Origin of the sequence: Acinetobacter defluvii (assembly GCF_001704615.3) — a bacterium.
Taxonomy (GTDB): Bacteria; Pseudomonadota; Gammaproteobacteria; order Pseudomonadales; family Moraxellaceae; genus Acinetobacter; species Acinetobacter defluvii.
Genome location: NZ_CP029397.2, coordinates 1,215,647 through 1,240,845 on the forward strand (window position 1 = coordinate 1,215,647; position 25,199 = coordinate 1,240,845).

The 25,199-nt window shown below is 37.1% G+C and carries 24 protein-coding genes; 10 read left to right on the top strand and 14 right to left on the bottom strand.

The genetic code is table 11. The annotated features are described in order from the left end of the window. Positions 1-133 precede the first annotated feature (133 nt). Positions 134-2,779 (bottom strand): Lon protease family protein, encoded by a 2,646-nt coding sequence (locus DJ533_RS08085; RefSeq protein ID WP_065991916.1) that lies wholly within the window; start codon positions 2,777-2,779, stop codon positions 134-136. A gap of 182 nt (positions 2,780-2,961) precedes the next feature. On the opposite strand from DJ533_RS08085, the gene DJ533_RS08090 reads away from it, so the two are divergent. The 4 genes from DJ533_RS08090 (at position 2,962) to rpmE (ending at position 7,141) form a co-directional block, all read left to right on the top strand. Further along, the gene (locus DJ533_RS08090) at positions 2,962-5,136 is read left to right on the top strand and encodes an AmpG family muropeptide MFS transporter (protein ID WP_065991917.1); all 2,175 of its coding nucleotides are present in this window, start codon (positions 2,962-2,964) and stop codon (positions 5,134-5,136) included. Between the two features lie 12 nt (positions 5,137-5,148). After that, positions 5,149-5,550, top strand: a complete 402-nt coding sequence (gene gloA, locus DJ533_RS08095; protein ID WP_065991918.1) for a lactoylglutathione lyase — start codon at positions 5,149-5,151, stop codon at positions 5,548-5,550. 160 nt (positions 5,551-5,710) lie between these two features. Continuing rightward, positions 5,711-6,709, top strand: a complete 999-nt coding sequence (locus DJ533_RS08100) for a bile acid:sodium symporter family protein (RefSeq protein WP_065991919.1) — start codon at positions 5,711-5,713, stop codon at positions 6,707-6,709. Positions 6,710-6,916: 207 nt separating this feature from the next. Continuing rightward, positions 6,917-7,141 carry a 50S ribosomal protein L31 gene (rpmE, locus tag DJ533_RS08105; RefSeq protein ID WP_001200845.1) on the top strand — a complete coding sequence of 75 codons (225 nt, stop codon included), beginning with the start codon at positions 6,917-6,919 and terminating at the stop codon, positions 7,139-7,141. A gap of 102 nt (positions 7,142-7,243) precedes the next feature. Here rpmE and DJ533_RS08110 read toward each other — a convergent pair whose 3' ends face one another. From DJ533_RS08110 to epmB, 3 genes are read right to left on the bottom strand one after another with little or no spacing between them, the layout of a single operon-like run. After that, a complete protein-coding gene (locus DJ533_RS08110; RefSeq protein WP_065991921.1) occupies positions 7,244-9,490 on the bottom strand; it encodes an EAL domain-containing protein in 2,247 nt (748 codons plus the stop codon). After that, positions 9,472-11,226: a GTPase gene (locus DJ533_RS08115; RefSeq protein WP_065991922.1), complete on the bottom strand. Its 1,755-nt coding sequence runs from the start codon at positions 11,224-11,226 to the stop codon at positions 9,472-9,474. Before DJ533_RS08115 ends, DJ533_RS08110 begins: the two co-directional genes overlap by 19 nt. 27 nt (positions 11,227-11,253) lie before the next feature. Next, complete coding sequence (gene epmB, locus DJ533_RS08120; protein ID WP_065991923.1) at positions 11,254-12,270, bottom strand: EF-P beta-lysylation protein EpmB; 1,017 nt, start codon at positions 12,268-12,270, stop codon at positions 11,254-11,256. Between the two features lie 371 nt (positions 12,271-12,641). Here epmB and efp point away from each other — a divergent pair, with 371 nt between their 5' ends. The 4 genes from efp to DJ533_RS08140 all read left to right on the top strand — a co-directional run bounded on the left by efp (position 12,642) and on the right by DJ533_RS08140 (position 16,960). After that, positions 12,642-13,211 (top strand): elongation factor P, encoded by a 570-nt coding sequence (gene efp / locus DJ533_RS08125; protein ID WP_065991924.1) that lies wholly within the window; start codon positions 12,642-12,644, stop codon positions 13,209-13,211. Positions 13,212-13,529: 318 nt separating this feature from the next. Next, positions 13,530-15,632, top strand: coding sequence for a carbon starvation CstA family protein (locus DJ533_RS08130; RefSeq protein WP_065991929.1), 2,103 nt, complete (start codon positions 13,530-13,532; stop codon positions 15,630-15,632). Between the two features lie 20 nt (positions 15,633-15,652). Further along, positions 15,653-15,955, top strand: coding sequence for a YbdD/YjiX family protein (locus DJ533_RS08135; protein ID WP_065991931.1), 303 nt, complete (start codon positions 15,653-15,655; stop codon positions 15,953-15,955). Positions 15,956-16,348: 393 nt separating this feature from the next. Continuing rightward, the gene (locus DJ533_RS08140) at positions 16,349-16,960 is read left to right on the top strand and encodes a glutathione binding-like protein (RefSeq protein WP_065991933.1); all 612 of its coding nucleotides are present in this window, start codon (positions 16,349-16,351) and stop codon (positions 16,958-16,960) included. A 77-nt stretch (positions 16,961-17,037) separates the two neighbouring features. Here the strand turns inward: DJ533_RS08140 and DJ533_RS08145 are convergent, their stop codons facing one another. The 5 genes from DJ533_RS08145 to DJ533_RS08165 all read right to left on the bottom strand — a co-directional run bounded on the left by DJ533_RS08145 (position 17,038) and on the right by DJ533_RS08165 (position 19,854). After that, positions 17,038-17,823: a thiazole synthase gene (locus DJ533_RS08145; protein ID WP_065991935.1), complete on the bottom strand. Its 786-nt coding sequence runs from the start codon at positions 17,821-17,823 to the stop codon at positions 17,038-17,040. Between the two features lie 14 nt (positions 17,824-17,837). Continuing rightward, positions 17,838-18,035: a sulfur carrier protein ThiS gene (thiS, locus tag DJ533_RS08150; protein WP_065991937.1), complete on the bottom strand. Its 198-nt coding sequence runs from the start codon at positions 18,033-18,035 to the stop codon at positions 17,838-17,840. Between the two features lie 37 nt (positions 18,036-18,072). Next, on the bottom strand, positions 18,073-18,438 hold the full coding sequence (locus DJ533_RS08155; protein WP_065991939.1) for a DUF423 domain-containing protein: 366 nt from the start codon (positions 18,436-18,438) through the stop codon (positions 18,073-18,075). A gap of 144 nt (positions 18,439-18,582) precedes the next feature. Further along, a complete protein-coding gene (gene rpoH / locus DJ533_RS08160) occupies positions 18,583-19,452 on the bottom strand; it encodes an RNA polymerase sigma factor RpoH (RefSeq protein WP_065991941.1) in 870 nt (289 codons plus the stop codon). A 162-nt stretch (positions 19,453-19,614) separates the two neighbouring features. Then, a complete protein-coding gene (locus tag DJ533_RS08165) occupies positions 19,615-19,854 on the bottom strand; it encodes a sulfurtransferase TusA family protein (protein WP_065991942.1) in 240 nt (79 codons plus the stop codon). A gap of 392 nt (positions 19,855-20,246) precedes the next feature. Between DJ533_RS08165 and DJ533_RS08170 the strand changes: the two genes are divergently transcribed. Beyond that, positions 20,247-20,459: a cold-shock protein gene (locus tag DJ533_RS08170; protein WP_004822370.1), complete on the top strand. Its 213-nt coding sequence runs from the start codon at positions 20,247-20,249 to the stop codon at positions 20,457-20,459. A gap of 119 nt (positions 20,460-20,578) precedes the next feature. Further along, a complete protein-coding gene (rhlB, locus tag DJ533_RS08175) occupies positions 20,579-21,730 on the top strand; it encodes an ATP-dependent RNA helicase RhlB (protein WP_065991943.1) in 1,152 nt (383 codons plus the stop codon). 231 nt (positions 21,731-21,961) lie between these two features. Here rhlB and DJ533_RS08180 read toward each other — a convergent pair whose 3' ends face one another. From DJ533_RS08180 to trpC, 5 genes are all read right to left on the bottom strand, one after another. Further along, positions 21,962-22,321, bottom strand: coding sequence for a cupin domain-containing protein (locus DJ533_RS08180; protein WP_065991944.1), 360 nt, complete (start codon positions 22,319-22,321; stop codon positions 21,962-21,964). Between the two features lie 56 nt (positions 22,322-22,377). Beyond that, entirely contained in the window at positions 22,378-22,926 is a 549-nt protein-coding gene (gene folE, locus DJ533_RS08185; RefSeq protein ID WP_171488605.1) for a GTP cyclohydrolase I FolE, read from the bottom strand. 90 nt (positions 22,927-23,016) lie between these two features. After that, entirely contained in the window at positions 23,017-23,712 is a 696-nt protein-coding gene (locus DJ533_RS08190) for a Smr/MutS family protein (RefSeq protein ID WP_065991947.1), read from the bottom strand. Between the two features lie 115 nt (positions 23,713-23,827). Next, entirely contained in the window at positions 23,828-24,250 is a 423-nt protein-coding gene (locus DJ533_RS08195; protein WP_065991949.1) for a hypothetical protein, read from the bottom strand. 113 nt (positions 24,251-24,363) lie between these two features. After that, entirely contained in the window at positions 24,364-25,170 is an 807-nt protein-coding gene (trpC, locus tag DJ533_RS08200) for an indole-3-glycerol phosphate synthase TrpC (RefSeq protein WP_065991951.1), read from the bottom strand. Between the last annotated feature and the right edge of the window lie 29 nt (positions 25,171-25,199).

The following is a 25,199-nucleotide window of genomic DNA, read 5'->3' on the forward strand; positions in this document are numbered from 1 at the left end:
ACAAAATGAACATAACGCTCTATGAGGATGAAAGCTCATCAGCGAATTATCAAATATCAAACTATATTTATCTCACAAAACCCCTGAATCAATCAGGGGCTTTGTTTATGGGTTAAGCTTTATAATAAAAATTTTATTCAGATTGAGGCTGTGTAACTCCACTTGCTTCAGCAGTAATCTCACTACGAGTTTCTGCTGATTCTTCAACTACTTTTTTCTTTGCAGATTTTTCTTTGTCTTTTTTCTTCTTTTTTTTCTTTTTCTTTGGTTCTTCCTCAAGCTCTGCACCATCTTCGATGGCTTGCCAATATTCTAGCTGTTCCATCACAGCAGCGTAAATCGAGTCTTTGCTATAACGGCCCTTTTTATTTAATGTTCCCACAGGACGAGCCATTAAAATCTCTAGGGCTTGGTCAATGGTATCAATGGCATGAATATGGAACTGACCATCATTTACAGCATCAATCACATCTTGGCGAAGCATCAAATGCTGCATATTTTGACGAGGAATAATTACACCTTGTTTGCCTGTAAAGCCTTGTAATTTACAAGCATCAAAAAAGCCTTCGATTTTAGCATTGACACCACCAATCGGTTGTACTTGACCGAGTTGGTTCATTGACCCTGTGATTGCCCAAGATTGATCAATCGGCAGTTGGCTAATTGCAGAAATTAATGCGGATAATTCGGCAACGGTTGCGCTGTCTCCATCCACTTGACCATAACTTTGTTCAAAAGCTAGGGCAGCAGAGAAGTGCAAAATTTGTTCACGTCCAAAGTGTGCTTTTAAAAAACTGGACATGAGTAACACGCCTTTGGCATGTAGCGAGCCACCCAGTTCCACACTACGTTCAATATCGAGAATATCGCCACCACCTTGATAGACTGAAGCCGTTAAACGAGAAGGTAATCCAAACTCTACATCGGCATACTGAATTACAGAAAGGGCGTTAATCTGACCTAAGCGATGTCCACGCGTTTCGATCAGTTGCGTACCACGTGACAGGTCTTGCCAATACAGCTCTCTTAAGTAGCCTAAGCGATATTGACGATGTTTGAGTGCAGTATTGATATGTTCTGCGGTGACCATTTTTTCTTGTTGTTGTGCTGCATGATGGTGTGATTCTCGGATCAAATCACCTAAAGTTGAGGCATGCAATGACAGGGAGCTTTGATCTTCTGCTTGACGGCTTGAATCGGTGAGTAACGCTGACAATGCGGAGCGATCAAAAGGTAATAATTTATCTTGCTGTACATAGTCAGCAATCAATTGCATATAAGCTTGTTCATTTTCGTCATTACGTTGTAATGTATCCGTAAAGTCAGCACGAATTTTAAAGACACTGCCAAGCTCTGGTTCAACCTCTAAAATTTCATAATAAATTTCAGGTTCTGCTAATAAAACAACTTTCAAATTTAAAGGAATAGATTCAGGCTCAATTGAAATACTGCCTGTTAAAGTCAGCATGTGTTCAAGCGATGACAGTTTGAGTTGTCCTGATTTTAAAGCACGTTTTAAACCTTGCCATGCGTAGGGTTGTTCTAGCAGGTGTTCTGCTTCGAGCATTAAAAAACCACCATTGGCTTGGTGTAAAGTTCCAGGACGAATTAATGTAAAATCGGTGGTAATGGTGCCATTTTGTGTGAGTTGTTCTACATGTCCAAGTAAGTTGTAATGGGTTGGAAAATCCTCAAAAATGACAGGTGCGCCAGCGTTAGCTTTATTGCTAATTACCACATTGGCTTGGTAGCGCGCAGGCACACGGTTGAACAAAGAAGGGGAAAACTCAACGCCTTCTTGGTCAATGACCGTTTCAACATTTTCAATAATATCTTGTGCATACAGTTTTAAATATTGTTCTAAGCCTTGAACCGTATCAAATTTATTAAAAATTTGTTCCATACGGGGAATAACGACTTGCTTGGCAATTTCTCGGTTTAACTCAGAAACTTGATCACGGGCATCATCTTCGAGATCACCCAACTGCAAACCTAAACGCTCTAACTTTTTATCCATATAACGGATATTGGCATTAATTTCCGCACGTTCTTTGTTGGTTAAAGCATTAATGTCTTCTTGTGACATTTCTTGTGCTTTGTCATCAACATAATGTACAGGAACAAAAACATGTTCATCATGGCGATTAATAAGTTTTAAATCTAAAACTTCACCTTCTTTGGTGAGTTCGACCAAGGCTTGTTGTTGTTCATTACCTGTAATCTGGCGAATTTGTTCAATACGGTTGTGATAGGTTTCTGCGCTAAAACGGCGCTCAAGCTGTTTTAAAATGGTTTGCCACGCTTGATGGAGTAACGTCTGAAATTTACTACCTTGTCCCGCAGGGAAGCGCAAAGCTAAAGGTTGGCGTGCATTTTTAAAATTATTGACATACACCCAATCATCAGGTGTCGGCATGGTTTTGGCGTGTTGTTGTAGTAAGCGCTTAATCATGGTGCGCTTGCCTAAACCTGCTGTACCGACTGCAAAAATATTGTAGCCAGAATAAGGCAATGAAATCCCTGCTTCAACTGAAGCACGGGCACGGTCTTGTCCTAAAAAATTATTCAGCGGTTTAATACGTTTGGTTGAAAATGGAATATTTGAACTGTTGGGAACATGTGTAAGTTGTTCTGGTTTTAAGGCTGTTTTTGTCAAGGTATTTTGAATTTCCGTCTGATCAAATACTGAAGCTAAAGTGGATTCGATTTGTTTTGAATGATTTGTTGTGGTTACAGTTGAAACAGCAGTTGAACTTAATTGGTCGTGTCTTTGGGTCACAGGTGAAATCCAAAACTAAATAGAAGTTGAAAGCTTTAAGGTATACAGGTTTACCCTAAAAGATCAAGCATTGATGCCGTAAATAACAACAAATTTGCAGCTTGGTTTCATAAAAGTGATTGAAACCATTTGCATTAAGCGGTTGAATAGCATTATTTCATTTTGCAGAAAATAACAACCGAATGTCTACGCAAAACTCAGCTCAATTGCCTGAGCAAAAAACAGGCTGGAAATCTGCCTTCCAAGCATTTTTAGATCGCCGTGCTTTGATCATGTTATTCCTTGGTTTTTCCGCAGGGATTCCGATTCTACTGATCTTTTCAAGTTTGTCCTTGTGGTTAGGTGAGGCAGGCATTGATAAAAGTGCAGTGACTTTTTTTAGTTGGGCTGCGTTGGGCTATTCATTTAAATTTGTTTGGGCACCTTTAATTGACGAAATCCCACTACCTGTACTGACCAAAAAGCTAGGACGTAGACGGGCTTGGTTATTGATGGCACAAATTTTGATTATTTGTGCCATTTGTATCATGGCTTTTTCTGATCCTGCTCTAGGGCAAAGTTATTTATATCAAATGGCAGCAGGTGCTGTTCTACTGGGTTTCTCTGCAGCAACACAAGATATTGTCATTGATGCTTATCGGATTGAGTTGGCTGAAACAGAAATGCAAACAGTTTTGGCGTCAACGTATAATGCAGGTTATCGCATTGGGATGATCATTGCAGGAGCTGGGGCATTATTTTTAGCGGCTAAATTGGGTACAGCCAAAGGCAATTATATTTATCAGGCGTGGAAATATACTTATTTAGCGATGGCTGCGGTGATGTGTGTGGGAATCGTGACCACATTGAGCATTCGAGAACCACAAGTCAATCGTGTACATAAAGACTATCAACGTACAGATTATTTCCGTTTGGTTGCCGTTTTTTTTGTTGCTGTCAGTAGCTTTGTAGCCAGTTATATTTTATCAGGCTGGCTTACATCTGCTTTAATTGAACAATTCACTATTCAAGACAGCTTCTTACTGTTTTGTGTGGAAGCTGTGCGCTTCATTGGGTCAGGTGCTGTTGCTGTCTTTGCTGCGTATGTACTCATCCAAATGGGTGCTGTAAATCAACAAATGGCATATGAAACTTGGGTTAATCCCATTGCAGATTTCTTTAAACGTTATGGCGTTAAACTTGCCCTTGTTTTGTTATTGCTGATTGGTTTTTATCGTATTTCTGACATCATTGCAGGTGTGATTTCTAATGTTTATTATCAAGACCTCAATTTTACCAAAGAGCAAATTGCTGAAGCAGTTAAAATTTACGGGGTAATTTTTAGCTTAGTTGGTGGTTTTCTCGGTGGTTTACTCGCTCAACGCATGAATATTATGAAGTTGATGTTTGTCGGTGCGGTTTTAGCGAGTTCGACCAATTTGATTTTTATTGGTTTGGTCAATTCTGGTAAACCCATGGATCAAGTCACTGTACAAGTGGGACAGCAACAATTTCAGGCTACACCTGATGAAGTAGGCTATTGGAAAGTTCAAGTACCAAACCAAGCTTTAGCAGCTGCATCTACATTAAAAATTAGTTCACAATATCAAGACCAATCGGAACGTGTTGCTGCGATGATGCCCTATTTACAGGAGAATGGCACAGCCCAAATTCAACTGCTACCGATCAGTAGTGACAACACTCTCTCTAAGGCAGAGTTAAAGCAAAATGTGGTGGTAAAAGGACAACTGGTAGGTGTAAATGAAAATCAATTAAGCACAGAGCAACCTATTATTTTGAAACTGGACGGTAAAGAATTCCCTGCAAAATTGGACAAAGCTGGGATATTCACAGGTTCAATTGATGGACAAACTTTGCAAAATGCCTCAACTAAAACAATTACTGCGATAGTGAGTTTTAATCAAGAAAATCAAAAAATAATGACTCAAATGCGCTATCAAATTGCTGATAAAAAAAATACGTTGGCTATAGATGTCGATCCGATCCAAGCAGTTAAAGTAAATAATTCAGATGATACCATTGAAATTAAAGGTAAACTGATCGAACCCTATAGCTCAGGTTGGTTATATTTTGCGATTATTGTCGATAATATGGCTTCAGGTTTAGCAGGCGCAGCATTCATTGCATTCTTATCTAGTTTAACTAGCGTATCCTTTACGGCTGTGCAATATGCAATCTTTAGTTCTTTGATGACGCTTACACCTAAGATTTTAGGGGGATATTCAGGTACTATTGTGAGCAATATCGGTTATCCAAAATTCTTTTTGATGACCACATTTATTGGTATTCCAATTTTGATTTTGGTGGTTTGGGTCGCAAAATTGCTACGAGAACATCAAAATTCTTCTCCAAATTAAAAGGTGAATTATATGCGCATGCTGCATACCATGTTACGTGTAGGTAATCTAGAACAGTCATTAAAGTTTTATACGGAAGTGCTTGGAATGACTTTACTTCGTAAACGTGACTATGAAGAAGGTCGTTTTACTTTGGCTTTTGTGGGTTATGGCGATGAAGCAAATCATACCGTATTAGAGCTTACTCATAACTGGGATACTTCAAGTTATGAGTTGGGCAATGCTTATGGACATATTGCGATTGCAGTAGACGATGCTTATAAAGCGTGTGAAGAAATCAAAGCACGAGGCGGCAATGTTGTGCGTGAAGCAGGTCCGATGAAAGGTGGTGTGACTGTGATTGCCTTTGTAGAAGATCCAGATGGTTATAAAATTGAATTGATTCAGCAAGATGTAAATGCACGAAATAATTAATTTTTGTGCATGATATAGCCAAATGAAATAGTGAACATTTTCAAGAAAATGTTCGTTTTATTGAAAAAGCTCAGTAAGATCAAAATTTACCTCTAAGTAAATTTATCCTGCTGAGCTTTTTTATCAGCTTAAATTTCGCTATAAACATAGGATGTTTCAGATGAATATACTAAAAATATTGGCATTAGACCGCTTTACTATTCTATTGATTGTGATGGTGATTTTAGCGACCTTTCTACCTGTTCATGGGCAAGCTGCGGATATTTTTAGCAAAATTACCACGATTGCAATTGCAGTTTTATTCTTTTTGCATGGTGCAAAGCTATCAAGAGAAGCGATTATCGAAGGGGTATTGCATTGGCGATTACATGCAGTAGTTTTTGCATTTACCTTTGCAGTTTTTCCAATCATTGGTTTATTGGCTAAGCCCGTATTGCTCCCTGTACTTGGGCAAGAGCTATATTGGGGTTTCTTGTTTATGTGCTTCTTGCCATCGACAGTACAGTCATCTATTGCTTTTACATCTGTTGCCAAAGGGAATGTCGCAGCAGCCGTGTGTAGTGCATCATTTTCTAACTTGATCGGGATGTTTATTACCCCGATTTTAGTGAGTTTGTTTATTTTTGGTCAATCTAAACATGACTATGACCCAACTTCTTCAATTATCGAAATTACTTTATTGCTTTTAGTGCCATTTATTGCAGGGCAATTATTGCGTCCTTATGTGTTTCCGTGGATGAAGAAAGTCCCAAGTATTGTCAAAACATTTGACCAAGGGACCATTTTGATGGTGGTTTATGGCGCATTCAGTGGGGCAGTGGTGGCTGGATTATGGCATCAAGTGAGTTGGACGACCTTATTTTATTTGACCTTGGCATGTTCAGTATTTTTAACCATTATTATGCTGCTGGCTTTGTATATTCCAAAATGGCTAGGTTTTAATAAGCCAGATCAGATCGCAATTTTCTTCTGTGGTTCTAAGAAAACACTCGCAAGCGGTGTGCCGATGGCACAGATATTATTTATTGGGCAACCTATTGGGATGATTGTTTTACCCATTATGATTTTTCATCAGATCCAGTTAATGGTCTGTGGAATAATTGCGAATTATTGGTCTAAGCGAAATACATCTGAAGCTGAACAAGAAACAGGTTGGTAATTTTATTCGCATATTTATAAAACTGCTGTATAATAACGTCCACTTGTTGTGCTTAGCTCTGACACTTATAGTCTCGGTGGGCTCAAAAGAAATGGTCTGTTATGGTGTTAACCTGTTGATTTTTTTAAATTCAACCTGGCCTCAGTGTTACTGAGAGTGGTTAATTGCGATGACAGCAAAACCTTTCTTAACTTAGGAGAATCGACCATGCGTGCCGATATTCACCCAAAATACGAAAAATTAGTTGCAACTTGTTCATGTGGTAACGTGATCGAAACACGTTCTGCTTTAGGTAAAGAAACGATTTATCTAGACGTATGTTCAGCTTGCCACCCTTTCTACACTGGTAAGCAAAAAAATGTAGATACTGGTGGTCGTATCGACAAGTTCAAACAACGTTTTGCAGGTATGTCACGTTCTATAAAACGTTAATACGCAAAACCAAAAAAACGGGCATTTTGCCCGTTTTTTTATGTCTATGTAAAAGTGAAAGTAAATAAAAGGCTGATTCAAATCAGCCCTGCGCTATACAAATTATTGATCTTGTACATCTGTTAATTGATCAAGTTTCTTTTGGAAATAGTCTCCTTGTAAGAAACGTGCATCAACATTCCATGCATTTGCAAAAGCATTCATATCATCAAGGTGGATTAATAAAAACTCTACAGGTTTGATTTCCATATATTTTTGGATCATCTCTTGTAAACTTTGCAAAGTCGTATCTTTGGCTAACATGTGAGTATATTTTTCATCTAAAGTTAGATGAGTAATATCACTTTGTTTTAAAATTGTTTCACTAGATATCGTTGAACCGAATCGACGGATTGCAATATCAGCACCATATTCACGTAAAGTTGAGATATGTTTTTGTGCCTCAAGGATATTTTTGGCAATATCTTCTTCATCAAATTGCAAAATAATTGGATGTGTCGCTCGACTTCCCACAATCGTAATGAGTTTAGAAATAAGTTCGGGGAATTGTTTGTCATGAAATAAAACATGACGATTTAAGTTAACGACAATTTTTGCAGCAGGGTATTGATGAATAAAATTATGTAATTGTTTACAGGCTTCTACCAAAATCCAACGGTCTAATTTAATTGAAAGTTCAATATCATCATCAAGTTCAACTAAATTGCTGATAGTTTTCCATTGGTTTTCATAAATGAAACCACTGGTGACCTCATAAGTATAAAGATTTGTATCTTGTTTATCATAGAGTTGTTGATACTTGATCCGGATTTCACCTTGTTCTAATTTTTCAGTAATTTGACGTAAAATTGGGGAATCTGTCAGCTGTACTGCAGCAGGTACACTCTTTTCTTCAACTGAAGCTGCTGTTGGTATATGAATACTTGGCGTTGGCTCTGCTTGAGCTTCTAGTGTAAGTTTCGTATTTTCAAGAGCCGAAACGCTTTGTGACGGTACATCTTCAAGACGAATTTCTTCAAGTTTAAGCGGTGCTAATTCAATTTGTGTTTCTTGTAACGATGCACTCATCTGCAAATCTGATTCAGATTGTTGAGTTGATAAACGAGAATTATAGGCTTGACTCACTAACGCTGAAAAATATGCTTCATTGAAATGTTCTGTTTGGATAGAAGCATATCCAATTTTTACATGAAAACTATAGTTTTTTTGGTTGATTTCAAGTAATTGTGGTTTTTGTAAGACATTTAAATTGGAAATACGGGATTCTAGCAGCGATTCAGAACCTGCCTGTAATAAAATACCATACACCCCTGTATCAATAGTCAATACATTTTGATTGGTCTGTTCTTTGATAAATAGCTGAATGCCTTCAAAATATTTTAAAGTATCTTGCCATGTAAGATTGAAAATTTCATTTGGGCATTGGGCTAAACTAAATACAATTAAAGCATTGGCTTTAGCAGGTTGGTTAATCATTGCACGGTTAATTTGTGCAAAAACGGCAGTGGTTGAAGAAGAAGTATCATGACCATTGACTTTCGCCTTTGCTGAAGCCATCTCAATGGTAAGATGTAAAGAGTCCTCTTCTAAACCTGGTAAAAACTCAATTTTTAAAGGATTTTTGCTTTGTGCATTTTGATTGCGTGTTTTAATATCAAAACGACCATAATCAAATTGTCCTTGAGAAATTTTCTTGAAGCGATTTTTAAAATCATTCAAGTCTTCGGGTTGTAAAATATCTAAGACAGGTAAGCCAATAATATCGTCTTCACTACTTATTCCAAACAGTTGTAAATATTCAGGATTGGCTTGTGTGTGAATACCCTCTTCAATTAGAGCACTGGCTTTATGCTGTTCTTCGACTAAGCTTTGTGCTTGAGTCTTAGCACTTTCTAAGTCTTGCAATAAGCGTTGTTTTGATTGTAGGGTGCGACTATAGGATAAAGCGCGCACTAAACTGATATAGCAACGCTCTGGTTCTGTTAAATCAATAATGTCATATATACCCTTATGAATAAAATACTCATATTGTTCAGGTTTATATTCTGTGGGACGAATTAAAATGACAGGAATGTTTACTTGTTCAGAGGCTTGAATTAAAGTGACGGCTTGCTCCATTTTTAAGTCATACGCACGACCAAAAATGATCAAATCCCATGAGGTGTTTAATTGTTTTTCAAAACTTTTTAAATCATCAAGTAATAAGCCTTGTGCTAAATGGTCATTACTTTGAAATAACTCCATGAGTGCATTATATCGAATTTGATTATCATCAATAATCAATACTCGTGTTTCAGAGAGTTTTAACTTCTTGGATAATAATAAATTTCTCACTTTAAAGTGTCCCATAAGTCATGATGATTTAAATCATTTAATTGTTGTTGGATAAATTGATCTATTAACAATTGTTCCTCATCATTGAGCAATTCAAAATCAAATTGTACAAAACTTTGAGTAATAAAAAGTGATTTTAACAAATAGACCTTAATTTCTTGGTGATTAAAGCGTAAGTACAACGCTTGTTGTTCTTTAAAGTTAGGAAGATTAGGTAAAATTAAAGACAGTTTACTGTGTTCATCTTGTTCAGTTTGAACCAATAAACAAGGCTGATAACTAAAACTACTGATCTCAGAGGGCACTTTTATGGCACATGGATAAATATCTTGCGATAAAATTTCAATCCCGACTTCATAGCTTTTATTTACAGTTTGCTTAATCCAGCGAATTACTGCACATTTCCATTTATTCTGTAAGGTTTCACTCACGAGAACCAACTCACCTGTGCGTAAATTTTTTGGTGCTTCGCCAGACCAATGAATACGATAACCGTTGATACTAATATCTAAAACTTGGGTTTGGTAAATTTGTTTTATTTCACGATCAATTTGCTTAATTTTTTGGATTTGTGTTGCATCATGACTACTGTTGGCTATGCTACTTTGGACATTGGTTTCAGATCTAAAACCAAAGTTTTGACTGATTTGTAAAGTTTCATCAAAGTTTTTGGCATTTGATAAATAAAAATGTGCTGTCTGCAAGGTAAAGCAAATTTGCAGTTGAGCTGAATATTCATAACGTTCATATTGACGTTCAGAATGGGTCCCTAACACATTTTGTACATGAAATTTTAGCGCTGAAGACAAATGATCCTTTTCATTGCTAGATAAATAAGCGGATTCATTTTGAATAGTATCATTGATATGTTCAAGCAACTGCTGTGTTGAAATGAACACGTTTGGTTTAAAATCTTCCTGATGTTTACGATTATAAATGGGGGCGTGATCTTTACTACTATCTACAATATAACGAGAAAGCGAGCTTTCTCTCGGTAAGATTTGTGTAAGCTTTGCCCAGTCTAGACTACATTGATACAGTGCTTGAATTTCATTCGGGCGAATTTGATGTGTATTAAAAATATCCAATAGTAAGACTTGTGCATAGGCTTGCAGAATATTTTGAACAGGGTAATGCGTCCCCTGTAATTGGTTGACATTAATTAATAACTCATCATTTTTTGCGGCTAATTCATATAAATGGTGAATATTTTGCCATTGGTGAGGAAGTGCTTGGCTATACAGCATTTGTTGTTGCGTTAATAGCAAGCCTAACTGTTGTAAGGCATAGTAACTAGATAAAATTCTTGCTGTTTTAAAACTACGATTCTGAGCAAATTTTAAAATCGCATACTTATGCTGAGCCAAGTGTTGAGAACTACGATGCGCAATATCTATATAAATTTTGGCAAAATATGCACGCATCAAGGTGGTAAGTTCAATAATATGTTCGTTACGATCAGAGTGCGATAAGCCTTGATCTAGAAAATATTTTTCCAATCCAATTAGTACATTTTCAATACTTGGATGTAAGACTTGCAGCAAATCAAAGCGCAATGTTTCACTACAATTTAAGGCTGCAACTTCATACATCGCATTTAATAATGCTTCAGAGCTATCCCCAAGCTTCATAATAGATAAACTTGACACCCATTGATGTAAAGCTTCAACTGACGCAGCAGAGAAACTCAACTGTTCACGATTTAAAACCGTAGAAGCATGGAAAATATTAGAAATTTCCTTAATTATCATATTTATATTAAACTCATTTAAAGAATTTTAAAAAGTTACAGCCCCATACAGTGGTGTTTTATTTTTTTCTCCCGCAATCTCTCTAACTAATTTTGGCACTAAATATCCTGGTAGATTGGCAAGGAGATCTGTATAAATTTGGTTAGTCACATTTGCTGATAAATCAAAGTGATGAGCACCTTTAACTTTATCTAACACATGCAAATAATAAGGCAATACTCCTGCTTCAAACAAGCGTTGACTCAGTTCAACCAAAACTTCAGCGGAATCATTCACACCTTTAAGTAAAACCGACTGGTTTAACACTAAAACTTGTGCTTGAATCAAAGTTGAAAGTTTTGTACAGGTGGTATCGTCAAGCTCTGCAGCATGATTTGCATGTACTACTAGAATGACACGTAGCCGGCTGTTTTTCAATAAATAAGTCAACTCTTCATCGATTCTTTCAGGAATCACAATCGGAACGCGTGAGTGAATTCTTAAAATTTTAATTTGTTCTAAAGATTCAAGCCGCTCAATCCATACCGCTAATTTACGATTAGATAAAGTTAGGGGATCACCGCCACTTAAAATCACTTCATTGATTTCAGGGTGTTGTAATAAATAGTTTTTAATCGGGAGCCAATCTTCATTTTTGGGCAAATTTTCTTGATAAGGAAAATGACGGCGGAAGCAATAGCGACAATGAACTGCACATGCGCCTGTCAAGGTTAGGAGAAAACGTGATTTATATTTATGTAATACACCCGCAAGTTGGTTGGCAGCTTCCTCACCTAAAGGGTCAGTGACAAAGCCTGTATGTTCTTCAAGTTCTAAGTGATGAGGCAATACCTGTAACAATAACGGATCTAAAGGATTACCTTTTTGCATTTTTGCAACAAAGGCGCGTGGTACACGCAGTTTAAACTCGGCACTGGCTAAAATTGCGCCAGATAACAATTGCTCAGGGGGAAGTTGTAAAATATCAAGCAGCTCATGTGGGTCAGTAATTAGTTGACTCAGTTGAGTTTGCCAGTTTTGCTCTTGATATAAATAGTTTATCATGCCACGTACTAATTGAGAGAGTTTAGGGTTAATCACAGCTGTAAAAGCTAAAGCTGTATTTAAACCCTGAAAATGATGTAAAACTTAACGATTTAAAGTGTCATTGAAAATCTTACATTGGATAACTGCTGATCTTACCTTGATCTAGACCAAGGATAAACTACATTTGTTTTATCTGTATGCGTGATGATCAGTCAGTTTTGCTAGATTACTGAAGAATTTTACATTGCTTCATCAGTCCATGCTCATTTAGAATATTCTAAAATGACAATGTTAACTTTTGTTTGGCACTTATTTTCGTTGTTATAGGTTTTCTAGCATGGCTAGACTACATGAATAAATTAAAGATTTAAGTTTGGAGTGAGCCTTTCATGGCCTATTATTCTACAAATGACTTTAAGCAAGGCTTAAAAGTTATGCTTGATGGCAACCCATGTTCAATCATGGAAAATGAATACGTTAAACCAGGTAAAGGTCAAGCGTTTAACCGTGTAAAATTGCGTAACCTGCGTTCTGGCAAAGTTTTAGAAAAAACTTTTAAATCTGGTGATTCATTAGAAGCGGCTGATATTGTTGAAGTAGAAATGAACTACTTATACAATGATGGTGAAATGTGGAACTTCATGGATCCAGTATCATTTGAACAAATTGCAGCTGACAAAGTTGCAATGGGTGATGCAGCAAAATGGTTAAAAGATGACTCGAATGAGCTTTGTACAATCATGTTGTTTAATGGTGTGCCTTTAACAGTAAACGCACCAAACTTTGTGGTATTAAAAGTTGTTGAAACTGATCCAGGTGTACGTGGTGATACCTCTGGTGGTGGCGGTAAACCTGCAAAACTTGAAACAGGTGCTGTAGTACGTGTTCCATTATTCGTACAACAAGATGAAAGCGTTCGTGTAGATACGCGTACTGGCGATTATTTAGAGCGCGCATAATCTTTAAATCATAGATTATGATCAAAAGGGGATGATGAAAATCATCCCCTTTTGATTTGGAACGTTTAAGGCAAATGAGATTTTAACAAAATTAAGGAAAATTATTTACACAGCAAATCAGCAAGTCGGTACACTCGAAAATATACGTCATTACTTGGTCATACGAAATGGATATATTTGAACCAATTTTATGCCAAAGTCGTACATGAAAATAAGGACTCAAGGAGTAGGGTAGCAAAACAAAAGGATCACAGGGAACTGCATTATGTTAATAAAAAAACAAGGGAATTGCTTTTGTAATTAAGATATGAGGTATGCATGGAAAATATTCAGAAAAAATCAAGCCCTTTATCAAAATTGATTTGGGTCATTGTTGCGATTATAGGCGCAATATCATTTGGAATTTTAGCGGTCAGTCGGGGAGAGCATGTTAATGCAGTTTGGTTAGTTTTAGCTGCAATTTGTGTGTATAGCATTGCTTACCGATTTTATAGTTTATTTATTGCCAATAAAGTCTTTGAACTTAATCCTAGACGGTTAACGCCCGCACATCGTCTAGCGGATGGCTTGGATTATGTTCCAACCAATAAATACGTCTTGTTTGGACATCATTTTGCAGCGATTGCAGGTGCAGGACCGTTGGTTGGGCCGATTCTCGCAGCACAAATGGGCTATTTACCCGGAACAATTTGGCTTTTGGTGGGTGTTGTTCTTGCTGGTGCAGTGCAAGATTTCTTGGTTTTATTTATTTCAACTCGAAGAGATGGTCGATCATTGGGTGAAATGGCAAAACAAGAGCTCGGCTCATTTGCGGGTGTTATCGTCATGCTTGGTGCGTTGGGGGTAATGATCATTATCCTTGCCGTGTTGGCATTAGTGGTGGTAAAAGCATTAACCAATAGTCCTTGGGGTGTGTTTAGTATTGCAGCAACGATTCCGATTGCATTATTTATGGGCGTTTATATGCGTTATCTTCGCCCTGGGAAAATTGCAGAGGTATCTATTATCGGTTTTGTGCTGATGATGGCAGCCATTATTTATGGTGGAGATGTTGCTGCACATCCCTATTGGGGACCATTGTTTACATTGACCGGCACTCAATTGACTTGGGCATTGATCATTTATGGGTTTGTAGCTTCTGTTTTACCTGTATGGTTGTTGTTAGCACCACGTGATTATTTATCAACTTTTTTAAAAATCGGTGTAATTGCAGGTTTGGCAGTTGGGATTATGGTTGCTATGCCGATGTTGAAAATGCCATCGGTTACTCATTTTGTTGATGGAACAGGTCCTGTTTTTGCAGGCTCTATGTTCCCATTCTTATTTATTACCATTGCCTGTGGTGCAATTTCAGGTTTCCATGCATTGGTATCATCTGGTACAACACCTAAATTGGTCGACAACGAAGTCAATATTCGTGTCATTGGTTATGGTGGGATGCTGATGGAATCCTTTGTTGCCATTATGGCAATGATCTGTGCAACAGTTCTAGAGCCAGGCGTGTATTTTGCAATCAATGCCCCCGCTGCGGTACTGGGTACTACAGTTGAGTCAGCTTCTGAAGCGGTGCGTAATTTAGGTTTTGTGGTTACCCCTGAAGCTTTAAGTTTACTTGCTAAAGAAGTCGGTGAAAGTACAATTTTATCTCGTACTGGTGGTGCACCAACGTTCGCCATTGGTATGGCACATATTATCACGGAAATTTTCAATAACCGTTCAATGATGGCATTTTGGTATCACTTTGCCATTTTATTTGAAGCATTATTTATCTTAACTGCGGTGGATGCAGGTACGCGTGCATGTCGTTTCATGGTGCAAGATACGGTTGGTATCGTTATTCCTGCGCTTAAAAATTCACATAATTTCGTGGGTAATATGCTTGGAACTGCGGTTGCAGTGGCTGGTTGGGGCTTTTTTGTTTATCAAGGTGTGGTCGATCCGCTTGGTGGGATTAATAGTCTGTGGCCTTTATTTGGTATTGGTAACCAGATGCTTGCGGCAATGGCATTAACCTTAGGTACAGTGATTCTCTTTAAGATGAAAAAGGAAAAATATGTGTGGGTAACCATTCTCCCAACCATTTTCTTGATCATTACCTGTATGACAGCAGGTTGGCAAAAAATCTTCCATGAAAATCCAAAAATAGGCTTCTTGGCACAAGCCAATAAATTCTCTGATGCGATTGCCAAAGGTGAGATTTTAAAACCTGCAAAAACACTTGAAGAAATGCACACCATTGTATTATCCAATCAAATTAATGCGGTACTTTGTGCATTCTTTATGATCGTGGCTGTGATTATGATTATTGCTGCAATTGGTGTGATTCGGCGTGCATTAGCAAGTCCGACACCCACTGTAAATGAAGCGCCAGCTGTTTATGCAGACCCAGAAGAAACAGTGGTCACTTCCGTTAAACATTAATGCTTGAGAGGTGAATTTTTATGAATCTTAAATTTGCTAAAAGTGGTAAGACTGTGATTTATAAAATCATTAAGATGACCATTATGTCGCAAAAGGATCTTATTTTTAATCCTAAGAATTGGTCTCGAATTGCAACTTTATGGGCGCGGTTACAGCAGAGTTTTCGTTTAATGGTCGGTGTTCCTGATTACCAAAACTATTTGCAACACATGCAAAAACATCATCCTGATTTGGAAGCTATGGATGCAAAAACGTTTTATCGCTATTGTGTTGACGCGCGCTACCCATCGGCAAAAGGCGGTTTAAAGAAATGCCCATGTTAATTTAAATGTGCGAAACCAAAACGGTACTTTTGAGTGCCGTTTTTTATGTAATAAAAGTAAGAAAATGCTTGATTTTTATAGAGTTAATTTTTAAGGATATCCAATCTGATAAAATGAAAGCTAAATTTTCTCATTTATCGTTTTACAATAACATTCAACTTATCTTAATCATCTGTGATTAAGCTATTTCATCAAGCTTAAAGAAATGTATGTTAAAACAGCGTTTAGTCGAATACGCTAAACTTTGACTTGAAAAAAACTTCATTTTACTGAATATTCAAAGTGTAGCCGAATTTATAAAATTTACGCTTATTTGCAATTTTCACGTTTTAAAACTTGAAATTAATATATAAGCCCTTTAAAACTGAAACAGCCATATAACAAGGATTAGATATGAAGTTGTATTATTCTCCAGGTGCGTGCTCTTTAGCAGCCCATATTTTATTGAATGAAATTAATGTAGATTTTGATTTAGAACGTGTTGATTTAAAAACGCACCAAACAGAAAAGGGTGCAGATTATTATGAAATTAATCCTAAAGGTTATGTACCAGCATTAGAGATTAATCCTGGTTTAATTTTGACTGAGAATGTTGCTGTTCTTCCATTCATTGCTCAGCATGACCCAAAACAAGATCTAATTCCACCTTCGGGCTTAGGACGGGCAAAAGTTTTAGAATGGTTAGGATATTTGAATTCTGAGTTACATGATGAATATGCAGTATTTTTTAATCCACAAGTTTCTGAAGAAGAAAAAGAACGTGGTTATGTAACGATTGATAAAATGCTGAAATATATCGATGATTATTTGGGGGAGTCTGAGTTCGATTATCTTGTAAATGATCGTTTTGGTCCCGCAGATGCCTATTTATTTGTATTAACGAATTGGTCAAATGTAATTCAGCATGATTTAACACCATTTAAAAATATCGTTGCACTACGTAACTTGGTTGCAGAACGCCAATCAGTGCAAATTGCGATGCGTGATGAAGGTTTGATTCCTTAATCTAGCATGCCAATTAAAAAGGCTGCCCAACTCAGCTAACTGGACAGCCTTTTTATTTATAACAGGTAACTAACTGTTTATTTAAAGAAATAACCTGTTTCAGGTGAGCTTGCATTTGCCATACGTTTACGTGGCATACGCCCCGCAAGATAGGCTTCACGACCTGCTTCAACAGCTTTTTTCATGGCAGATGCCATTAAAATAGGGTTTTGTGCTGCGGCAATTGCAGTATTCATCAGTACACCATCACAACCTAGCTCCATTGCAATCGCTGCGTCACTGGCAGTTCCCACGCCTGCATCAACTAAGACAGGCACTTTCGCATTTTCTTGAATGATGGAAATTGTATGCGGGTTTAAAATCCCCAAACCCGAACCAATCAAACTACCCAAAGGCATAATAGCAACACAGCCCATACTTTCCAGTTCTTGCGCTACGATTGGATCATCAGAGGTGTAAACCATCACTTCAAAACCGTCGTCAATGAGTGTTCGTGCTGCATTCAAAGTTGCAGTGACATTTGGATAAAGTGTCTTTTCATCACCCAATACTTCAAGTTTTACTAGATTATGACCATCTAGAAGCTCACGTGCTAACATACAGGTACGCACAGCGCTATTGGCATCAAAACATCCTGCGGTATTGGGTAAAATGGTATATTTTTCAGGTGGAATGACCGATAATAAGTTAGGTTGGTCAGGATTTTGACCGATATTGACACGGCGAATCGCCACAGTCACGATTTCTGCACCGCTGGCTTGGATTGCTAAATCAGTTTCATTTAAATCTTTATATTTCCCTGTTCCAACCAACAGGCGAGAATTAAATGTACGAGAACCGATAATAAGAGGAGAGTCTTGCATGGATATGCTCCGAATTAGCCGCCACCGACAGCTTGAATAATTTCAATTCGATCTTGATCAGCGATCGGGGTTTGCTCAAGTTTACTTTTTGAAATAATCATTTCATTTTTTTCTACCGCAAAACGTTTGCCTTCAAGTTCAAGTTCTTGAATCAATTGCAATAGGTTTTTACAAGAAGTGTGTTGAGCTTCGCCATTTAAAAATATTTGCATGATAAATCCAGATCTATTTTATTTCAAAGAGATGTGTTTAGTTTGCATGTTTGGCTGCATTCCACGCCAAAACTAACCAACCTGCGATCATCAGTGCGCCACCAATCGGTGTGATGGCACCTAGGATTCGAGGTAAGCCCAATGCCATGATATAGAGTGAACCACAGAAGAACAAAATCCCAATTTGGATAAGAATAAAACTGGTTTTTATTGGGAGGGTAGGAATCACTTTGCTGAGTATCGTAAGTGCGAGTAAACCTAAAGCATGATAGAAAAAATAGTCAGTTGCTGTTTGCCACCAAGTCAATTGTTCTAGATTTGCACGTGCTTTTAAGCCATGTGCGCCAAATGCTCCCAACATAACAGCAAGAGCAAGATTTAGTGCCGAGATTGCGATCCACATAATCTATCTCACCCCAAATAATTTGCACATTACCTTAACATACTTTGTAAATCGGATTGAACTTTAAATGCTCTTCATTGTTAGCCAACCGCATAAAATTCAAACAAAATAAAAGGGCATGTTGCCCTTTTATTTTAATAAGAATTAATTAGATGACATTGCGACTTTAATTTTCTCCATCGCATTTTTTTCTAACTGGCGAATACGTTCTGCAGAAACGTTATATTCAGCAGCTAACTCATGTAAGGTAGATTTATCATCATCTAACCAACGGCGCTGTAAGATGTTGCGAGAACGATCATCCAGTTGTTCCATTGCATCATGTAATGCGGAGGTGCTTTGATCTTCGTAATCTTCTTCTTCAACCAAACGAGCAGGATCATAACGATTATCTTCAAGATACAATGCAGGTGCAACATGCGTTGAACCTTCATCATCGTCATCCCCTTGTGCTTCAAAAGCTGCATCATAAGCCGTCAAGCGACCTTCCATTTCCAAGACTTGTTCAGGCGTCACATTTAAGTCATTGGCAATCGATTTTGCTTCTTCTAAAGTTAGCTTTTTACTTGATTTTTTTAAGCTACGTAAATTAAAAAATAGTTTACGTTGCGCTTTGGTGGTTGCGATTTTCACAATACGCCAGTTACGAATCACATATTCGTGAATTTCAGCTTTAATCCAGTGGACAGCAAAAGACACTAAACGTACGCCCATACTCGGGTCAAAACGTTTAACAGCTTTCATTAAGCCCAAGTTGCCTTCTTGAATAAGGTCACCTTGAGGTAAGCCATAACCAGCATAACTACGGGCAATATGAACGACAAAACGTAAGTGTGACATCACTAATATTTTGGCTGCATCTAAATCTTGATCGTAAAAATAACGTTCAGCCAACTCTTTTTCTTGTTCGGCTGTCAAAATAGGAATTTGGTTAACAGTGCTGATATAAGCACCCAGATTTACACCTGGCGCAGATAAGGACAGGGGCATCAATTGATTGCTGCTGTCACTCATGAGTTCTCCTTATAGGATAATAGTGGTAATACCATGACTTTCATCTTAATTGGTTTTGCATTTATAATTAAGGAAAATTGGGTATAGAAATGTAAACTTTTATTCGATTATACAAGTATTAACGCAAAATACTGAATCTTTATGAATTAAAAATCAAGAAACTTAAGTTTTAATTAAAAAATGCAACTCATGTGGTGAAATTTGAGTCATTTCGCAGCGTAACTGATGCAACTCACAATAACGCAAAATATCAATTTCACTATGCGGGTCTGACGCTTTTAACAAAATGTCCTGATTAATTTGTAACTTTTTAAGTTGTTTTTTGAGCAATAAGAGGGGCATAGGACAAGGTTTTCCTATTGCATCTATGTAGATCAAATTAAAATCAAAATTTTCAGACATTTTTTCAGTAATAACATTTATATAGAAACAATAATTGAGTTTAACAAATAAAAGTATTAAGCCCAAAGCTTTAATTTATTTAGAGGTACAAAAAACACTTTTGACTTAAATTGATCATTCAAACTTAAAAACTGAAAATAATTATCTCATAATTATCTAAAAAAATTCTATTAATTGTGATTCACCCATGTTAAGCTCGTTGCGTACTTTAAGAGATGGGTTAGTGAAAACTATAAAATCTCCTTTATTACAAGTGGATGTAACCGGGATTTTGTTAATAGTCTTACAGAATGATTACAAGCTTTGAAATTACAAGAAATTTTAAAACTTTGTTTGCTCTGCTGTTTGCAACACCGGGTGGTCCTTTTTTCTAAATAACTGAGGATTAACTTATGACAGCTCGTGAACAAGGCGTTGTTAAATGGTTCAATGATACTAAAGGTTTTGGCTTTATCCAACGTGCTGGTGGTGACGATGTATTCGTTCATTTCCGTGCAATTCAAGGTGACGGTCATCGTTCATTACGTGACGGTCAACGTGTTGAATTCAGCGTTGTTCAAGGTCAAAAAGGTTTTCAAGCTGAAGAAGTTCAGCCTTTAGACTAATTCTTAAGTTTATACACTTAAGTGACGCTCCAATTTTAATGAATTGGGGCGTTTTTGTTTATTGTCGTCTTTGTTTATAATAGCTGTATTTTAGTCGTTAATAGTTAGAGCACGTATATATGTCATCAGGTTTCGAAACCCTAAATTTACATCCGCAACTGAAGCAAGCAATTGATGCTTTAGGGTTTAAAGAAATGACCCCGATTCAACAAAAAGTATTGAAATACACGTTGGCAGGGCATGATGCAATTGGACGTGCACAAACAGGCACAGGAAAAACTGCTGCATTTTTAGTCAGTATTATTAATGATTTGTTGAATAATCCCATCAAGGAAAAACGCTTTCGTGGTGAACCTCGTGCTTTAATTTTAGCACCAACACGTGAACTTGCGATTCAGATTGAAAATGATGCCCGTGAATTGGTTAAATTTTCAGGTTTGAATGTTTTAACTTTAGTGGGTGGTGTAGATTTTGATAAACAGAAAAAGCAACTGGATCAAAATGTCGTTGATATTTTAGTGGCAACACCTGGTCGCTTGATTGATTTTACTGAGCAAAAAGAAGTTTGGCTAGATCAGATTGAGTTTTTAGTGATTGATGAAGCAGACCGTTTATTGGATATGGGCTTTATCCCGTCAGTAAAACGTATTGTGCGCTATTCACCACGTAAAGAGCAACGTCAAACTTTATTGTTCTCTGCAACTTTTAGCTATGATGTGTTGAACTTGGCTCAGCAATGGCTATATGAGCCAGTAACTGTTGAAATTGAGCCAGAAAAGAAAACCAATGCCGATGTAGAGCAACGTGTTTATATGGTTGAAAATCGCGATAAATATAAATTATTACGTGAAATCCTAGCGGATGAGCCGATTGAGAAAGTGATGATCTTTGCCAATCGCCGTGATCAGGTGCGTAAACTATATGACCATTTAAAACGTGACCATTATAAAGTAGTGATGTTGTCAGGTGAAATCGCACAAGACAAACGTTTAAAAATGTTAGATCAGTTTAAAAATGGTCAACACAATATTATGATTGCAACTGATGTTGCTGGTCGTGGCATTCATGTGGACGGTGTGTCGCATGTCATTAACTATACCTTACCTGAACAATCGGATGATTATGTGCATCGTATCGGTCGTACAGGGCGAGCAGGCACTCAAGGGGTGAGTATTAGTTTCTTGTCAGAAGATGATGCTTTTTATTTACCTGAAATTGAGAAGGCAATTGGGCAAAAACTACCTTTGACTCGTTTAGATGGGTATTGCTAATTTTTGAGTTTGAAATTTAGAAGATGTTGGTTTTTGAACGCATCCAAATTTTAAATGATTCACTGAATTAAATTGAGTTGTAGGTTAAATATAACTCAATTTTTTAATTTAAAAATATTTGTATTCCAATATCATCATGTGATGAGACTTAATTTGGAAATAGGGTGGCATTTCAACATTAAGTATTGAAGTAAAAAGTGATAACAAGAGCTTTTATTACAGTACTAAAACTTAGACTTCTACCACCACAAAATATTTCTTAACTGCTTCCACCACTTCAAAAGTTCCTATAAAGGAGGGTGGAATCACGCCAGCTTCACCTGCTTTAACTTCAATAAATGAATCGTTTCCTGCATGATGAATACGAACCACACCTTCAATGACATTAAAAAACTCTTGTTTATTGTCTGCAAATACAATATTCCAAGCACCCACTTCACATTGCCAAATACCGCAGTTCATATTGGGATGTGCATATAAACTTTGAGTTAAGCGTTTTGGATTAGCTTTGACTAAACGCTCAGGCTTTGGATAGTCTACGGTTGTTTCACACTGTGCTAAGCCTTGTCCTGCAATATAAAGGAATGTCATGATCGGGTAAGCTCTATTCCTAAAAAAAAGCCCCAATTGAATTGAGGCTGATAAAATTAATGTGCTTCAGGGACTGCCAATAAAAACTCACGGCGAGCTTCTTTATCGGTTTTAAAATCACCCACAAAAGACACAGTACGTGTGGTGGACTCTTGTTTACTGACACCACGCATCATCATACACATGTGTGCAGAATCAATGACAACCGCCACACCACGTGCATCGGTGACTTCTGCAACTGCATCCGCAATTTGCTTGGTCAGTTGCTCTTGAATCTGCAAACGACGTGCAAACATCTCAGTAATTCGGGCAAATTTTGATAAACCTAAGACATTGCCTGAAGGAAGATAAGCAATATGCACACGCCCATAAAAAGGCAATAAATGATGTTCGCAAAGTGAATAAAATTCGATATTTTTCACTAACACCATTTCATCATTATCTGATGGGAAAACTGCATTATTCGTCACTTCTGCTAAGCTTTTGCTATATCCAGAAGTTAAATACGAAAAGGCTTTAGCAGCACGCATAGGTGTATCTTTAAGACCAGGACGATTTAAGTCCTCGCCAACGGCGGTTAAAATATTAGCGTATGATTGCTGCATAGACATAGAACGTGTTCACTTACACTGATTGAACAAGGAGGGCATTGTAACAGAAAAATAGCGAATATTTCCTACTACAAGATAAACCAATTATTTTGAAAATTTGGGATTTTTCTCAGCACGTTTTAGTAGGACTAAAACTGCACCTGTTCCGCCTTGTTTTTCAGGTGCACTGACAAATGCCAATACATCACGATGCTGACGTAGCCATCCATTGACATAGGTTTTGAGAATCGCTTCTGGACCTTTTCCATGCACGATTTTGATCACATTTTGATTTTCATCTTTGGCAATTTGAATGATCTGCAATACTGCTGTGCGTGCTTCTTCTACATTACAACCATGCAGATCTACCGCTTCAAACCAACGTAGATTACCTGCTTTTAAATCTTCAAAAACCTTATGCTGCAAGGTCGCAATACGATAGCTCAAAGTTGCCTGACTTGCGACAGGGTTTAAAACTGCTTGAGTATCAGAGAGTTCTGCATCATTGACTTCAAAAGCACCTTCTGCTGCAGCACGTTTGGCTAAGGTTTTTGCATCTGGTTTTTTTCGAAGTTCTGTACGTTCAATTTTGGCAATATTGCTATTGTCGAGCTTTTTTATACCGCCGAGTGCTGTTTTAAATAAATCGGCATCGCTGATTTCTTCAGGTGTAACTTCCTGTACTTTCTTCGGCTCAGGCTGTGATGCCACTTTGGAAGAATGTGGATGAGTGATTTGTTTTTTGAATTGTTTTAATAAATCAAGCTGTGATTTTGAGAAAGGTGAATCTGAATTACTCATATTTGCAAAAAACAGTAAATGACCATATTTACTGTGAATTATAGTCCGTATTTAAGGAAAATTGAACTGACAACTTAAAAATTGAAAATTTATTGAATTTGTCTATTTAAAATAATTAATAACAAGCTTCTTCTAATTTCCCATCTTTATATCTGATAAAAATAGCAGCAAACTCTAATATTTCGTCAGAAGTATCAGCAAAATCATGATTAATATAGCAATCGTATTCAATATAGTCTTCGTCAAAATAGTAATGGAAGCTATAGACGATGAGGCAAGTTGAGTTTTGATTATCGAATAATGATTTGTATTCAGGATGGCGATTCAAAAAAATATTGTGAGCAAATTGATTGATTTGCGGTATCCTTTTATAGTCATCTAGATACCTATTTTTTATACATGTATATAAATCAGTGAGTTGTTTTTTATTGTTATATTCTATATAAATTAAGGTTTGCCCGAGTTGATACTCATCCAGAACGTTTCCATTTTCTAAAATTTGTGTACCAAATGGACTAGTGAAGTCTAAGCTGATCATTTCTAATTTTCCATTCTCAAAATTATTTTTAAAAAAGTAAAACTGATCAGCATTAAAAATTTTATTTGATCAGGGTAAGTAAACTTACCCTGAATGAGCAATTTAAAATTGGTTTATAGTTTCTCAGGCACACCAAATAATTCAGTAAACGCATGATCAGGTCTAGGTTGTTTCATAAAACTTTCCCCGACCAAAAATGCATGAATATCATGTTCCTGCATTTTGCGTACATCATCAGGTGTAGCAATGCCACTTTCCGTGATTAATAAACGTGATGGATCAAGTAATTTTTTTAAACGAAATGAAGTGTCTAAGTCGACATCAAAGGTTTTTAAATTACGGTTATTTACGCCTAACAAACAACGATCAGATAATTTCAAAGCACGTTCAAGTTCATCTTCATCATGAACTTCAACCAATACATCCAAATTTTGCTCAAAAGCAGTTTTAGACATTTCTTCAAGTTGCTGATCAGACAAACTTGCAACAATCAATAAAATACAGTCTGCATGCAAAGCACGGGCTTCAATCACACCGTATGGATCAATTAAAAAATCTTTACGAAGAGCGGGAAGCGAACAATGGTTACGTGCAATCTGAATATTTTCATCTGCGCCTTGGAAGAAGTCGACATCCGTTAATACAGACAAACATGCAGCACCTGCTTGTTCATATTGCTGTGCAATTTCCGCAGGATTAAAGTTTTCACGAATAATACCTTTTGATGGAGATGCTTTTTTAATTTCAGCAATGACCGCAGGGCGTTTACTGTGTAGAGACTTGGCGAAACTACGAACTGGTGTTGCAGCTTGTGCAAGTTCTTCGACATCTTTTAAACTACGTTGCTTTAAACGTGCAGCAAATTCTTCGTATTTACGATCAACGATTTTACCAAGCATGGTATTGGCAATATCTACCATAACAATTTCCTTAATTTGGCTTTGAAGTG

Bases quoted from the DNA above. Each gene is read 5' to 3' on its own strand.
- DJ533_RS08090 (WP_065991917.1), top strand. From the start codon at position 2,962: ATGTCTACGCAAAACTCAGCTCAATTGCCTGAGCAAAAAACAGGCTGG.
- gloA (WP_065991918.1), top strand. From the start codon at position 5,149: ATGCGCATGCTGCATACCATGTTACGTGTAGGTAATCTAGAACAGTCA.
- DJ533_RS08100 (WP_065991919.1), top strand. From the start codon at position 5,711: ATGAATATACTAAAAATATTGGCATTAGACCGCTTTACTATTCTATTG.
- rpmE (WP_001200845.1), top strand. From the start codon at position 6,917: ATGCGTGCCGATATTCACCCAAAATACGAAAAATTAGTTGCAACTTGT.
- DJ533_RS08110 (WP_065991921.1), bottom strand. From the start codon at position 9,490: ATGGGACACTTTAAAGTGAGAAATTTATTATTATCCAAGAAGTTAAAA.
- DJ533_RS08115 (WP_065991922.1), bottom strand. From the start codon at position 11,226: ATGATAATTAAGGAAATTTCTAATATTTTCCATGCTTCTACGGTTTTA.
- epmB (WP_065991923.1), bottom strand. From the start codon at position 12,270: ATGATAAACTATTTATATCAAGAGCAAAACTGGCAAACTCAACTGAGT.
- efp (WP_065991924.1), top strand. From the start codon at position 12,642: ATGGCCTATTATTCTACAAATGACTTTAAGCAAGGCTTAAAAGTTATG.
- DJ533_RS08130 (WP_065991929.1), top strand. From the start codon at position 13,530: ATGGAAAATATTCAGAAAAAATCAAGCCCTTTATCAAAATTGATTTGG.
- DJ533_RS08135 (WP_065991931.1), top strand. From the start codon at position 15,653: ATGAATCTTAAATTTGCTAAAAGTGGTAAGACTGTGATTTATAAAATC.
- DJ533_RS08140 (WP_065991933.1), top strand. From the start codon at position 16,349: ATGAAGTTGTATTATTCTCCAGGTGCGTGCTCTTTAGCAGCCCATATT.
- DJ533_RS08145 (WP_065991935.1), bottom strand. From the start codon at position 17,823: ATGCAAGACTCTCCTCTTATTATCGGTTCTCGTACATTTAATTCTCGC.
- thiS (WP_065991937.1), bottom strand. From the start codon at position 18,035: ATGCAAATATTTTTAAATGGCGAAGCTCAACACACTTCTTGTAAAAAC.
- DJ533_RS08155 (WP_065991939.1), bottom strand. From the start codon at position 18,438: ATGTGGATCGCAATCTCGGCACTAAATCTTGCTCTTGCTGTTATGTTG.
- rpoH (WP_065991941.1), bottom strand. From the start codon at position 19,452: ATGAGTGACAGCAGCAATCAATTGATGCCCCTGTCCTTATCTGCGCCA.
- DJ533_RS08165 (WP_065991942.1), bottom strand. From the start codon at position 19,854: ATGTCTGAAAATTTTGATTTTAATTTGATCTACATAGATGCAATAGGA.
- DJ533_RS08170 (WP_004822370.1), top strand. From the start codon at position 20,247: ATGACAGCTCGTGAACAAGGCGTTGTTAAATGGTTCAATGATACTAAA.
- rhlB (WP_065991943.1), top strand. From the start codon at position 20,579: ATGTCATCAGGTTTCGAAACCCTAAATTTACATCCGCAACTGAAGCAA.
- DJ533_RS08180 (WP_065991944.1), bottom strand. From the start codon at position 22,321: ATGACATTCCTTTATATTGCAGGACAAGGCTTAGCACAGTGTGAAACA.
- folE (WP_171488605.1), bottom strand. From the start codon at position 22,926: ATGCAGCAATCATACGCTAATATTTTAACCGCCGTTGGCGAGGACTTA.
- DJ533_RS08190 (WP_065991947.1), bottom strand. From the start codon at position 23,712: ATGAGTAATTCAGATTCACCTTTCTCAAAATCACAGCTTGATTTATTA.
- DJ533_RS08195 (WP_065991949.1), bottom strand. From the start codon at position 24,250: ATGATCAGCTTAGACTTCACTAGTCCATTTGGTACACAAATTTTAGAA.
- trpC (WP_065991951.1), bottom strand. From the start codon at position 25,170: ATGGTAGATATTGCCAATACCATGCTTGGTAAAATCGTTGATCGTAAA.